Here is a 12,294-nt window from a genome sequence, read left to right as displayed (position 1 = left end):
GGGGCACTGGTGCCCGCTAAGACCAAGGCGCAGACCCTGGCGTGGCTCCGTACCATCCAGGGCGAGCTCTCGACCGCGACGATCAAGAAACTGGATGCGACGCTGCCCTGGTACGGCGACATGCCGCCAGGGCGGCGCTCGGCCGTGGGCCTCGTCGCCCAAGCGGGCATCAAGTCGTTCATCCAGTGGTACGACGACCCCACGACGACCACGTGGATCGCGGCCGACGTGTTCGGCTCCGCACCCCGGGAGCTCCTCCGCTCGGTGAGCCTCCAGCAGACGCTGCAGCTGATCCGGGTCGTGGTCGAGGTGGTCGAGGAGCGGGTGGCCGGCGGCGACCAGTCGCTCCGCGAGGGCATCCTGCTCTACTCCCGCGAGATCGCGTTCGCCGCGGCCGACGTCTACGCGCGGGCCGCCGAGGCTCGGGGTCTGTGGGACGCACGGCTCGAAGCCCTCGTGGTCGACAGCATCCTGAGCGGCGAGTACGACGACGAGCTGCCGAGCCGCATCGCGGCGCTCGGCTGGCACGGCCACGGCGAGGTGAGCGTGCTCGTGGGCACCACCCCGCGCCAGCTCGACGTCGACCAGCTGCGCCGCACAGCCCGGCACCTCAACGCCGACCTGCTGATCGGCGTGCAGGGCGGCCGGCTCGTGCTCGTGATCGGGCGCGCGCATCCGGTCAACGGCATCGGCGGGCCTCCCGTGGATGCGGCCGACCCCTCGGTCTCCCCCGACGAGGCCGTCGTCGCCCCCGACGAGGTCCTCTCCTTCCTCGAGATCGCCACGAAGCTCGAGCCGGGCTTCGGCCCCGGCTACCTGGTGCTCGGTCACGAGGTGCCGAGCCTGGTCGACGCCTCCCGCAGCGCCAAGGCCGCCCTCGCCGGCTTCGCCGTGGCCAAGGCCTGGCGCAACGCGCCTCGGCCGATGCTGGCCGACGACCTGCTGCCCGAACGCGCGCTGGCCGGGGATCCGCTCGCCCGCTCCACCCTCGTCAACCGGGTCTACCGGCCGCTCCAGGATCAGTCGCCCGAACTGATGACGACGCTCTGGTGCTACCTCGACAACGGCCGCTCGCTCGAGGCCACGGCCCGCGAGCTGTTCGTGCACCCGAACACCGTGCGCTACCGCCTGAAGCGGGTCACCCAGGTGATCGGCTGGGACGCGACCGGCGCGCGCGAGGCCCTCATCCTGCAGTCGGCGCTCATCCTGGGCTCGATGAACGACCACGACAACCCGGGCCATCGCCGCTGACCCGCTGTTGACATCTCACAACGAATTCGCTCATCTGTTGAGCGCGTTCGACACCACCGCCGACCGAACTCTTGGGAGACTGAACTAATGATCGTCGTCGTTTGCCCCGGCCAGGGGTCGCAGACCCCGGGCTTCCTCAGCCCCTGGATCGACTTCTCGGGTCGCGAGCTGCTCGAAGGCATGAGCGCCGCCGCCGGGGTCGACCTCGTGCAGCACGGCACCCTCAGCGACGCCGACACGATCCGCGACACCGCGATCGCGCAGCCGCTGATCGTGGCGGCCGGCATCCTCACCCTCCGCGCCCTGTTCGCCGACGGTCGTCGCGAGCGGGTCGGCGGCATCGCCGGGCACTCCGTGGGCGAGATCACCGCGGCCGCGGGAGCCGGCATCCTGACCGACGACGAGGCCCTGCGCTTCGTCGGCGAGCGGGGCCGGGCGATGGCGGATGCGGCAGCACTCACCCCCACCGGCATGAGCGCCGTGGTGGGCGGCGACCAGACCGAGCTGCTCGCCCTCTTCGAGGAGGTCGGCGTCGTGCCGGCCAACTACAACGGCGGCGGCCAGATCGTGGTCGCGGGGGCTCCGGATGCACTGGCCCGCCTCGCCGAGAGCGCCCCGCGCGGCGTGCGGGTCATCCCGCTGCAGGTCGCCGGCGCCTTCCACACCCAGTACATGACCCCGGCCGTCGAGCGTCTCGCCGCTGTGGCCTCCACGCTCGAGCCCGCAGACCCGACGCTGCCGATCTGGACGAACAAGGACGGCTCGCTGGTCGACAGCGGCTCGCGCTTCGTCGAGCTGCTCGTCGGCCAGGTCTCGTCCCCCGTGCGCTGGGACCTCGACATGGAGGCCTTCGCCGCCGCCGGTGTCACCGGGCTGATCGAGGTCGCCCCCGCCGGTGCGCTGACCGGGCTCGCCAAGCGCGGCCTCAAGGGTGTGCCCGCGGTCGCCGTGAAGACCCCGGACGACCTGCCCGCCGCACTCGAACTCCTCGACCAGGCCGCCTGAGCGACCGCCGACCACCCCGCATCCCTCCGGAAGGCCCTCGGACACCCATGACCCAGCCCACCCTGAAGCAGTCCACCGGTGCGCAGTACACGCGCATCCACGCGATCGGCGCCGCCCGCGGCGACCTGACCGTACCCAACGACGACCTGGTCGGCCCGATCGACTCCTCCGACGAGTGGATCCGGCAGCGCACCGGGATCATCACCCGGATGCGCGCCTCGCACGACGTCTTCGCCGTCGACCTGGCCGAGGCCGCGTCGCTCGAGGCGATCGAGGGCGCCGGCATCCTGCCCTCGCAGATCGGTGCCATCCTGGTCTCGACGATCAGCAACCCGGTCATCACCCCGTCGCTCGCCACCCTGCTTGCCGCCCGGATCGGTGCCCCCGAGGCCGCGGCCTACGACATCAGCGCCGCCTGCGCGGGCTATGCCTACGGCATCGGCCAGGCCGACTCGCTCGTGCGCGCCGGGCTCGCGGAGTACGTGCTCGTCGTGGGAGCCGAGAAGCTCTCCGAGTACGTCGACCCGGCCGATCGCTCGATCTCCTTCCTGCTCGGCGACGGCGCGGGAGCCGCGATCGTCGGCCCGAGCGACACCGTCGGCATCGGCCCCACCATCTGGGGCTCGGACGCGACCAAGCGCGAAGAGATCTACATGACCGGCACGTCGATCGCGTTCCGCGACCAGGAGTCCGAGTGGCCGACGCTCCGCCAGAACGGCCAGGCCGTGTTCCGCTGGGCCGTCTGGGAGATGGTCAAGGTCGCCAACCAGGCCCTCGAGGCCGCCGGCGTCACGGTCGACGACCTCGCCGCCTTCGTGCCGCACCAGGCGAACATGCGCATCATCGACGAGTTCGCCAAGCAGCTGAAGCTGCCGGAGTCGGTCGCCATCGGCCGCGACATCGCGACCACCGGCAACACCTCGGCCGCCTCCATCCCCCTCGCCACCCACCGACTGCTCGAGGAGCAGCCCGAGCTCTCGGGCGGTCTCGCCCTGCAGATCGGCTTCGGAGCCGGACTCGTCTTCGGCGCCCAGGTCGTCGTCCTGCCCTAGCGGGTCGCACGAATCGACATCCCCGGCCCGACTAAACTAAGTCTCGGTCACACGACACCCCCAAGGAGAGAACAATGGCATTGTCCACCGAAGAAGTACTGGCCGGACTGGCTGAGCTCATCAACGACGAGACCGGCATCGCGACCGACACTGTCGAGCTGGACAAGTCCTTCACCGACGACCTGGACATCGACTCGATCTCGATGATGACCATCGTCGTCAACGCCGAGGAGAAGTTCGACGTCAAGATCCCCGACGAAGAGGTCAAGAACCTCAAGACCGTCGGCGACGCCGTCACCTTCATCGTCGCAGCACAGGGCTGAGGCCCTCCCCACCCGCGGCAGGTCGGCAGGATCGCGACCACGCTCACGATCCTGTCGGCCGAACTGCGCCATCCGGGCGCACCTGGACTGACCACCCACAGAAAGTTTCACCATGAGCACGAAGAAGATCGTCGTCACCGGTATCGGTGCCACCTCACCCCTCGGCGGCACCGCCGTCGAGAGCTGGAAGAACCTGCTGGCCGGTGAGTCGGGAGCGACCACGCTGGAGCAGCCCTGGGTCTCCGAGCTCGAACTGCCGGTGACTTTCGCGGCTCAGGCCCGGGTGCACGCCACGGATGTGCTCGAGCGCATCGAGACCAAGCGGCTCGACCCCTCCAGTCAGTTCGCGCTGATCGCGGCTCGCGAGGCGTGGGCGGATGCCGGTTCCCCCGAGGTGGTTCCCGAGCGCTTCGGCGTCGACTGGGCCACCGGGATCGGCGGGGTCTGGACCCTGCTCGACGCCTGGGACACCCTCCGCGAGAAGGGCCCGCGCCGGGTGCTCCCGATGACGGTGCCGATGCTCATGCCGAACGGCCCCGCGGCCGCCATCGAGATGTCGCTCGGCGCCCGCGCCGGCGCCCGCACGGTCGTCTCGGCCTGCGCCTCGAGCACCGAGTCGATCGTCAACGCCTACGACCACCTCCAGGCCGGTTTCGCCGACATCATCATCGCCGGCGGCTCCGAGGCGGCCATCCACCCGCTGCCCATCGCCGCCTTCGCGGCCATGCAGGCGCTGTCCAAGCGCAACGACGACCCGGCCACGGCATCCCGCCCCTACGACCTCACCCGTGACGGCTTCGTGCTCGGCGAGGGTGGTGCGGCGCTCGTGCTCGAGACCGAGGAGCACGCCAAGGCCCGCGGTGCGAAGATCTACGCCGAGGTGCTCGGCGGCGCCGTGACCAGCGACGCGTACCACATCACCGCTCCGGACCCCGAGGGTTCGGCCGCCGCGCGCGCCATGATCGGCGCCGTCGCGAACGCCGGCTTCTCGCTCGACGACGTCGCGCACATCAACGCCCACGCCACGTCGACCCCGGTCGGCGACATCGCGGAGTACAAGGCGCTACTGCACACCTTCGGTGACCGCCTGCACGACATCCCGGTCTCGGCCACCAAGGCCTCCACCGGTCACCTGCTGGGTGGCGCGGGCGGCATCGAGGCGATCTTCACCATCCTCGCCCTGCACGAGCGTGTGGCGCCGCCGACGATCAACCTCTCGGAGCAGGACCCGGACATCCCGCTCGACGTGGTCCGTTCGCCGCGCGAGCTGCCGGCGGGCGACCTCCTGGCGATCAGCAACTCGTTCGGCTTCGGCGGTCACAACGCCGTCGTGGCGTTCAAAACGGCCTGACACCCCCACCCCCCTCACCACCCCACGCCCACTTCGTCGAGAAGTCAGAAAAACGTCCAAACTCACGGGTTTGGACGTTTTTTTGACTTCTCGGTGAGGAGGTGGGTGTGGGGTGGGTTAGCCCACGCCGCGGTGGAGGTAGATGACGGGGGACATGTCGGAGGCGTAGCGGAAGGGCTCGAGCTCGTCGTCCCAGGCCTGGCCGAGGGCGAGGCGGAGCTCGCGGTGCAGCTCGAGGGCGTTGGTGCCGGCGGTCTCCATGGCGTTCCGGATGCGGTCCTCCGGGATGACTGTGTTGCCCGCGGAGTCGAGCTGGGCGTAAAAGATCCCGAGGTCGGGGGTGTGCATCCACCGGCCGCCGTCGTGCTGCTCACTGGCATCCTCGGTGACCTCGTAGCGGAGATGCTCCCAGCCGCGCAGCGCGGAGGCGATGGCAGCACCCGTCCCGGGTGCGCCCTCCCAGAAGAAGTCCGCCCGCTGGGATCCGCGCAGCACGGGCTGCTCGATCCAGTCGAAGTTCACTGCACGACCGATAGCGCGACCTGCGGCCCACTCGACGTGGGGGCAGAGCGCGCGGGGCGCGGAGTGGACGTAGACCACCCCGCGTGCAACGGTTGCCGCCATTTTTCTCTCCTATTCGTGAGGTACGTCTTCCCCAACGACCTGTGAACGGGAGTGCTGTCTGGCGACAGATGTTATGCAGTTGTGTCCCCATTATGACCGAGGGGAGGTCTGAATAACAACCGTGTCATCCCTGTTTCGGAGACTCCCAGACCTATACTGAGCGAGTAATTGAGAGGCGGGCAGCGGATGTCGATTCGAGCGGGCATCCTCGCCGTCCTGACCGCTTCCGAGGCCTACGGCCTCCAGCTGCACTCCGAGCTCGAGGAGCGCACCGACCGCGCCGGGCGGATCAACGTCGGCCAGATCTACTCGACCCTCGACCGGCTCTGCACGGCCGGGCTCGTCGAGGTCTCCGGCAGCACCGACGACGGTCTTCCCCTCTACGGCCTCTCCCCCGCCGGTGTCTCCGAGGCTGAAGAGTGGCTGGCGTTCCCGGAAGCCGGGTCGCTCACGCCCTGGACCGACATGACCTTCAAGCTCCTGCTCGCGACGAGCCTGCGCGGCGACGGAGCCATGCCCCTCGTCCAGCGCTACCGCGACACCTGGCTGACCGAGGCCGCTTCCGCCGATGAAGGCGAGGGTGAGGGTGTAGATGCGGCGACCCGGGCGCAAGCCCGGCTCGCCGTCGCGGCCCTCGGCTGGCTCGACGACCTCGAGTCGCTCCCCGGCGGCCTGGCCGCTCTGGCGCGCCCGCTACGGAACGAGCGTCCCCGCCGCGGCCGGCGTCCGTCGGCGTGACCAGAGCGAGGCCGGCAGCATCCTGGCGCGGAGCCGCGTCCCGGACTCCGACTGCGCGTCGAGCGAGCTGAGCAGTTCGCGCAGTTCGGCGGCCAACCGCTGCCGGGTCTCGTCGTCGACCCCGAGCTCGGGCGCGTACTGCTCGAACTCGACCTGACGACGGAGCCGCTCGAGCGGTTCGGCCGGGAGCATCAGGTCGGCGAGCAGGCGCCGCTCCACGTCGGCCACGGTCTCGCCGGCCGATCGATGGATGCGGTGGTCGTCGAGCGCTGCCTCGAACTCGGACCAGGCCAGGGTGCCCGGCAGCGGGTCGGTGGCCAGCCGCCGGAACCGGGACCGCCGGATCCCGGACCGGACGGCCCAGGGCAGCAGCACGATCGCCGTCGCCAGCCCGAGGATAAGGGCGAACACGCCCCACCCCCGGACCTGTTCGAGGACGGCCGCCTGACCGGTGGCAGCGGCCGGCCCGCCGTCGGTGTCGGCGCGATCCTGGTTGGCGGTGCCGGTCGCGGTGATCGACGGGAGCGGGACGTTCGCGGCTCCGGCGGCCCCCGCCTTGGCGTAGTCGGGGAGGCTGTAGTCGGGCGGGGTGATGTCCAGGCCCGGCGTCGGCTCGAAGGGCAGCCAGCCGATGCCGTCGAAGTACAGCTCGGGCCAGGCATGCAGCTGGTCGGTGTAGACCTCGTAGACCGGGAGGCCGTCGGCGGTGCTGTCGGCGTTCTGGCCGGGTGAGTAGCCGACCGCGATCCGCGACGGGATCCCGAGGGTGCGGGCCATCACCGCCATCGAGGCCGCGAAGTGCACGCAGTACCCCTCCTTCGCCTGGAGGAACGCCGCGATCATCTGCGCGTTGTCGCCGTCGTAGCCTCCCGACTCGGGTGCGGAGAGCGAGTACCGGAACTGCGGCGAACGGAAGTACTCCTGCAGCGCGACGGCTTGGTCGTAGTTCGTGGCGGCGCCCTTGGTGACTTCCGCCGCGGTCTGCGCGATCACGGGAGGCAGGTCGGCGGGCACCTGCAGGAAGTCGCGCACCGCATCCGGAACCACCGCCCCGGCCGCCGCGAGCTGCTCGGCCGTGGGGCTGACCTGGAGACTCGTGGTCCGGTAGTTGAGGCCACGGGTGTCGCCCTGCAGGTCGGTCATGGTGAAGGTCGAGGGGGTGAGCAGCCAGTCGCCGCTCAGCTCGTCGACCTGACGGGTCGGGTACGGCATCGGCAGCCAGTCGCTGCGGAGGCCCGCGATCGAGATGCTGGTGGTCGAATCCTCGGTGGGCACGTCGGCGGCGAGGCCGGGCGGCGTCCCGAAATCCTGCCCGTCGTAGCCGACGCCGTCGTAGGCGCTCTCGGGCTCCCAGGTTCCGGTCGTGAAGTCGCCGAGGGTGACCATCTTCAGGTACAGGCCGTCGGGAGCATCCGTCGAGTAGGTCAGGGAGAGCACGGCGTCGCTGCGGCGGAGATCGCGGCCGAGCTGGATCGTGGGGTCGACGCCCGTGGCGTAGACCGACGGGAAGCGGTTGGCCGCGGGGTCGTCGGCGAGGGACTTCGCGGTGAGACCGGGGGTGACGAGCGGCAGCACGACCATCGCGGCGACCGCGGCGGCGCCGAGCGCGATCGCGAGGCCGGGATTGCGGCCGGTGCCTTTCGAGACCGGAGACGCGACGGGCAGCGCCGGGGATCGCGCGCCGTCCGGCCGGGTCTCGGCCCCGAAGGAGCGCCCGCCGATCCGCGAACTGAACCAGATCACGCCGAGGAACGCGACGGCGGCCAGCACGTAGACCGGAACGTCGGGTTCGGTGCGGCGCACCAAAGGGGCGATCGAGAGCACGGCGAGCGGGCCGATGCCCGAGAGCACCGGCGTGCGGAGGCCGGTGGCGAGCTCGTCGGTGATGACGGCGATCAGCCCGACCGCCATCACGATCAACTGGGTGATCGGGCCGTCGGCGATCGCCGGGATCTCCTGCACCGCGATCGACTCGCGAGCCGCGGCCAGGTCGTTGGAGATGTCGCCGATCGTCGCGAGGGTCGGAAGCCCGAACCAGAGCGAGTCCCCGGCGTAGAGCAGCACGACGAGCGCGCCCCAGATGATCGCGGAGACGGCGACGACCGTGACCTCGGCGGCTCCGCGGGCGCGGAGCACCGCCATCGAGGCCAGCAGCACGGTCACCATGGTCATGGTCTGGAACCACCAGCCGGCGCCCTGCAGCATCGGCGCGAGACCGAGCAGGGCCGCGCCGATGCAGACGGCGACGGCGAGCGTGCTCTTCCACGCACCGGTCTTGCCGGCACGGCGGGCGGTGACGCGGAGCGACGGGCTCATCCGATCCCCCTCGCGTCGCCGATGGCCTTCCAGAGCGAGGGCAGATGGTCGGTCCACGAGCACTCGACCGTGGTCCAGCCCGCCTGACGCAGCTCGGCGGCGGTGCCCGAAGGCTCTCCCACCACGAAGGCGATCGGATGCGACGACATGCCCGCGAGCGGACGGATGCGATCCGCGCCTCCCGCGGTCGCCGAGACGACCGCGAAGACCGGCGGCGCATCCGGTGACGTGAGAGCGGCCTCGTCGACGGCGAGGCGGAAATCGGCCGGATCATGTACCCCGGCCGTGGTCGCCAGCGCCAGGTCGCGGACGACGCGCGAGGCCCCGAACGGTGCCGTGAAGACCTCGTCGCCCGGCAGCCCGGAGCCGGGCCGCGCGTGGCCGACCAGGCGCACGCCGAAGCCCTCGTTCATCAGGTGCAGGGCCGCCGAGGCGATCGCGCTGACCGCCCACTCGAACGCGGGGCCCTCCTGGAAGGAGGCGGCGTCCAGCAGCAGCACCGCATCCTGGTCGTTGCGCTGGTCGTCCTGCCGCACCATCAGTTCGCCGTGCTTGGCGGTGGCGGGCCAGTGCACCCGGCGCATGGAGTCGCCGGGGAGGTACTTTCGGGCGATGACGTCCTGCTCCCCCGCGCCGACGAGCCGTCGGGAGACCTGTTCGGCGCCGTCGCCGGTCGCGAGCCGCAGGTCGATCCGCGCGAGCTCGAAGACCATCGGCGTGACGAGCAGCGTGTCCGTGCCGCCGAACTCGCGCTTCCGGGTGGCGCAGCCGAAGGGGTCGGTGACGCTGAGCTCGAACGGACCGATCTCGTGCGCCCCTCGCCGGCTGGTGTCGATGCGGTACCGGATCCGTTCGATCGGCGCGTCGTCGATGAGCGCCGAACCGGTGCCCGGGAGGGGAGGCAGTGTCGCCGGCTCGCTCGAGGAGAGCGGTGCGGAGGCGCGGTCGACCCACACGGTGGCGGGGGTGCGGAACGACCCCTGGTTCTGCACGAAGATCGTCGCCTCCACGGTCTCGCCGACCGTTCCGGATTCGGGGGTGAACCGACGCCGCACCGACAGGGCGAAGGGCCGGAAGGCGACCCAGAGCAGCGAGAAGACCGGCACGGCGAGCAGGAAGCAGGCCAGGTACGCGACCTCCTGACGGCGGACGATCGGGACGAGCACGAACGCGACCACCGCGGCGATCAGCAGCCCCGAGCCGCGCACCGTGGGGCGCGGGAGGCGGCTTCGGCTGCGGGGCACGCTCACGGTCGGCCGGCCCCGCGCTCGGGGTTGCCGAGATCGTCGGCGCCGCCGGGGTTGCCAAGACCGATGGCGCGGCCGGGCACCGTGCAGCGAGAGGACACGGTCAAGACTGCCGCGTCCTGCTGAGCGGAACCGGGGTCGCCGCCACGATCGCGCGGAGCGCCGTGGCGATCGCCTCCGAGCCGCCGCCCCGGGCGTCGCTCGCGGCGCGCCGCGTCGCCACGATCCGGTGCGCCAGGATCGGCACGACGAGCTGGTTCACGTCGTCGGGCACCACGAACTCACGCCCGCTGAGCGCCGCCAGCACCTTCGCAGCGCGCACCAGGTGCAGGGTGCCGCGCGGGCTCGCGCCCAGGCGGAACTCCGGGTGGCCGCGGGTCGCCTGCACGAGCGAGACGACGTACGACTCGACCGCACGGCTGACGTAGATCGAGCGCGCCGTCGCGATCAGCTCGGCGAGCTGCTGCTTGTCGACCACCGGTCGCAGGGCGTCGAGCGGGCTGCCGTTCTCGCGGTGGTGCAGCATCTGCAACTCGGCCTGCGCATCCGGGTACCCCATCGAGATGCGGGCCATGAAGCGGTCGCGCTGCGCCTCGGGCAGGGCGTAGGTGCCCTCCATCTCGATCGGGTTCTGCGTCGCGACGACGATGAACGGCGCGTCGAGTGGATGCGTGGTGCCGTCGACCGACACCTGCCCCTCCTCCATGCACTCGAGCAGGGCGGACTGGGTCTTGGGCGAGGCGCGGTTGATCTCGTCGGCGATCACGATGTTCGCGAAGACCGCTCCGCGCTTGAACTCGAAGGCGTGGTCGACCTGGTTGTAGATCGAGACCCCGGTCACATCCGACGGAAGGAGGTCGGGCGTGAACTGGATGCGCGCGACCGAGCAGCCGATGCTGGTCGCCAGAGCCTTCGCGAGCGTCGTCTTGCCGACGCCCGGCACGTCCTCGACCAGGAGGTGGCCTTCGGCGATCAGCACGATCAGGGCGAGGGTCGCGGCCTCGGTCTTGCCGTCGATGACGGACTCGAGGTTGCGGAGGATCGCGCCGGTGTGCTCCTCGAACTCGGCGAGGGACAGGGGCGCGTCGGCGGCGGTGGCGGGAGGAGTGCTCATCGGCGTCGCTCCCATCGGCCGGCCAGGAGGAACAGGGTGCCGACCAGCGTGGCCAGGCCGATGGGCACCATCCACTGCGAGAGCTGCGAGAGGGCGATCAGGAGTTCGCTCGGGGCGGAGGAGAAGCTGCCCGAGTAGATCGAGTTGCCGGAGAGGCTGATGGCGAGGCCCAGCGCGAGCAAGCCCGCCCCCACGATCCAGAGCGCGACCACGAAGCGGTCGATCAGGGGCCGCACGCGGTACGGGGCCGTCTCGGCGCGCACATCCGCATCCGGATCGGTCGACCCGAGTTGGGCGAAGGCGTCATACAACGCCGCATCGCTCGGGGCGTGTTCGAAGCCGGGTTGGAAGGCCGCATCGAACCGGGAGTCGAATTGAGAATCGTTGTTGCCGCGCACACTGCTCCTCGGGTCGCGTCGTTGACGTAGACCCACGATAAGCGCAGCGTCCGACATGCGCGACCCGTCGCGCCGACTCCCAGCATCTGCATGCGATCGGCGGCCGTGCCGGGGCCCGCTCGGCGCGCGCCCGACGACTACCCGTTCGTGGCGGGCAGACCCGGGATCGGTGCCGGGTCGCGTTCGCGCACGGGCGGATCCGGGGTGATCAGCTTGCGATCGCCGAGCGGAGCCGAGAGCGGTACGCGCACGATCAAGAGGTCCTCGGCCTTCGGCTCGCCGTACCGGGATGCGGCGCTCCCGCAGACCACCGGGCTCCCCGAGACCTCGAAGCCCACGCCGGTGACCGAGACGGTGACCGTCGAATCCGTCTCCTCGACCAGGACGGGGCCGGGCCGGCAACCACCCGCCCACACCGCCAACACGACGTCGCCGTCGGCCACGTCGCCGCCCAGATCCCCCACGGGGTCCTCGCCGGCGACCGCGGCGCGCCACACCGTCAGGCCCTGCTCGATCCCCGAGTACCCGGCGAGGGTCGACTCGACGTCGGCGACCGGCTGCACCTCGGGGTCGAGGTCGATCGCGAGCTCGTCGCCCGGCAGGTACCGCCCGATGCCCCAGGCCTCCTTCAGCGATTCCCGGCTGTCGCCCTGGCCCTGGGTGACGAAGTGCACCGTCACCAGGACCGCCGCGATCACCAGCCAGACCACGCCCGAGCCCCGGTTGACGAGCACCCACAGCCGGCTGGGCTCCGCATCCTGTCCGTCGCGCAGCTGCCAGCGCGATCCGAACAGCATCGCGCGGGGCGGCGCCACGAGGCACCACACCCCCGCCAACCCGGCAAGCACAGCAAAGACCAACAGCATCATTCCCCC

General features: G+C 71.0%; 12 protein-coding genes. 6 read left to right on the top strand and 6 right to left on the bottom strand.

The genetic code is table 11. The features are described 5' to 3' along the window. Positions 1-9 precede the first annotated feature (9 nt). From HSO01S_RS00415 to HSO01S_RS00395, 5 genes are all read left to right on the top strand, one after another. Entirely contained in the window at positions 10-1,251 is a 1,242-nt protein-coding gene (locus HSO01S_RS00415) for a PucR family transcriptional regulator (RefSeq protein ID WP_245635836.1), read from the top strand. A gap of 87 nt (positions 1,252-1,338) precedes the next feature. Further along, entirely contained in the window at positions 1,339-2,256 is a 918-nt protein-coding gene (locus HSO01S_RS00410; protein WP_066038614.1) for an ACP S-malonyltransferase, read from the top strand. 47 nt (positions 2,257-2,303) lie between these two features. Then, positions 2,304-3,308 carry a beta-ketoacyl-ACP synthase III gene (locus HSO01S_RS00405; protein WP_066038613.1) on the top strand — a complete coding sequence of 335 codons (1,005 nt, stop codon included), beginning with the start codon at positions 2,304-2,306 and terminating at the stop codon, positions 3,306-3,308. A gap of 74 nt (positions 3,309-3,382) precedes the next feature. Continuing rightward, positions 3,383-3,631, top strand: coding sequence for an acyl carrier protein (locus tag HSO01S_RS00400; RefSeq protein WP_066038612.1), 249 nt, complete (start codon positions 3,383-3,385; stop codon positions 3,629-3,631). A gap of 112 nt (positions 3,632-3,743) precedes the next feature. Next, positions 3,744-4,982 (top strand): beta-ketoacyl-[acyl-carrier-protein] synthase family protein, encoded by a 1,239-nt coding sequence (locus tag HSO01S_RS00395; RefSeq protein WP_066038611.1) that lies wholly within the window; start codon positions 3,744-3,746, stop codon positions 4,980-4,982. Between the two features lie 117 nt (positions 4,983-5,099). Here HSO01S_RS00395 and HSO01S_RS00390 read toward each other — a convergent pair whose 3' ends face one another. Continuing rightward, positions 5,100-5,606, bottom strand: coding sequence for a DUF3145 domain-containing protein (locus HSO01S_RS00390; RefSeq protein ID WP_066038610.1), 507 nt, complete (start codon positions 5,604-5,606; stop codon positions 5,100-5,102). 186 nt (positions 5,607-5,792) lie between these two features. On the opposite strand from HSO01S_RS00390, the gene HSO01S_RS00385 reads away from it, so the two are divergent. After that, a complete protein-coding gene (locus HSO01S_RS00385; RefSeq protein ID WP_066038609.1) occupies positions 5,793-6,344 on the top strand; it encodes a PadR family transcriptional regulator in 552 nt (183 codons plus the stop codon). On the opposite strand, the gene HSO01S_RS00380 is transcribed toward HSO01S_RS00385, so the two are convergent. The 5 genes from HSO01S_RS00380 to HSO01S_RS00360 form a co-directional block, all read right to left on the bottom strand. Next, entirely contained in the window at positions 6,300-8,660 is a 2,361-nt protein-coding gene (locus HSO01S_RS00380) for a transglutaminase TgpA family protein (protein ID WP_066038608.1), read from the bottom strand. The genes HSO01S_RS00385 and HSO01S_RS00380 overlap by 45 nt on opposite strands. Next, on the bottom strand, positions 8,657-9,904 hold the full coding sequence (locus tag HSO01S_RS00375) for a DUF58 domain-containing protein (protein WP_157078819.1): 1,248 nt from the start codon (positions 9,902-9,904) through the stop codon (positions 8,657-8,659). The genes HSO01S_RS00380 and HSO01S_RS00375 overlap by 4 nt, the downstream gene beginning before the upstream one ends. A 106-nt stretch (positions 9,905-10,010) precedes the next feature. After that, positions 10,011-11,021, bottom strand: a complete 1,011-nt coding sequence (locus HSO01S_RS00370) for an AAA family ATPase (RefSeq protein ID WP_066038606.1) — start codon at positions 11,019-11,021, stop codon at positions 10,011-10,013. Then, a complete protein-coding gene (locus HSO01S_RS00365) occupies positions 11,018-11,419 on the bottom strand; it encodes a hypothetical protein (protein WP_066038605.1) in 402 nt (133 codons plus the stop codon). The genes HSO01S_RS00370 and HSO01S_RS00365 overlap by 4 nt, the downstream gene beginning before the upstream one ends. Positions 11,420-11,556: 137 nt before the next feature. Next, positions 11,557-12,285 (bottom strand): DUF6199 family natural product biosynthesis protein, encoded by a 729-nt coding sequence (locus HSO01S_RS00360; protein WP_505688196.1) that lies wholly within the window; start codon positions 12,283-12,285, stop codon positions 11,557-11,559. Between the last annotated feature and the right edge of the window lie 9 nt (positions 12,286-12,294).

It is taken from the genome of Herbiconiux solani NBRC 106740 (assembly GCF_001571005.1).
In the GTDB taxonomy this organism is placed as follows: Bacteria; Actinomycetota; Actinomycetes; order Actinomycetales; family Microbacteriaceae; genus Herbiconiux; species Herbiconiux solani.
The sequence above is the reverse complement of the archived record's forward strand: the minus strand, read 5'-3'. Positions and strand labels throughout refer to the sequence as shown.

Coding starts and splice junctions, on each gene's coding strand:
- HSO01S_RS00390 (WP_066038610.1), bottom strand. CDS start 5,606: ATGGCGGCAACCGTTGCACGCGGGGTGGTCTACGTCCACTCCGCGCCC.
- HSO01S_RS00410 (WP_066038614.1), top strand. CDS start 1,339: ATGATCGTCGTCGTTTGCCCCGGCCAGGGGTCGCAGACCCCGGGCTTC.
- HSO01S_RS00385 (WP_066038609.1), top strand. CDS start 5,793: ATGTCGATTCGAGCGGGCATCCTCGCCGTCCTGACCGCTTCCGAGGCC.
- HSO01S_RS00405 (WP_066038613.1), top strand. CDS start 2,304: ATGACCCAGCCCACCCTGAAGCAGTCCACCGGTGCGCAGTACACGCGC.
- HSO01S_RS00360 (WP_505688196.1), bottom strand. CDS start 12,285: ATGCTGTTGGTCTTTGCTGTGCTTGCCGGGTTGGCGGGGGTGTGGTGC.
- HSO01S_RS00400 (WP_066038612.1), top strand. CDS start 3,383: ATGGCATTGTCCACCGAAGAAGTACTGGCCGGACTGGCTGAGCTCATC.
- HSO01S_RS00380 (WP_066038608.1), bottom strand. CDS start 8,660: ATGAGCCCGTCGCTCCGCGTCACCGCCCGCCGTGCCGGCAAGACCGGT.
- HSO01S_RS00395 (WP_066038611.1), top strand. CDS start 3,744: ATGAGCACGAAGAAGATCGTCGTCACCGGTATCGGTGCCACCTCACCC.
- HSO01S_RS00370 (WP_066038606.1), bottom strand. CDS start 11,021: ATGAGCACTCCTCCCGCCACCGCCGCCGACGCGCCCCTGTCCCTCGCC.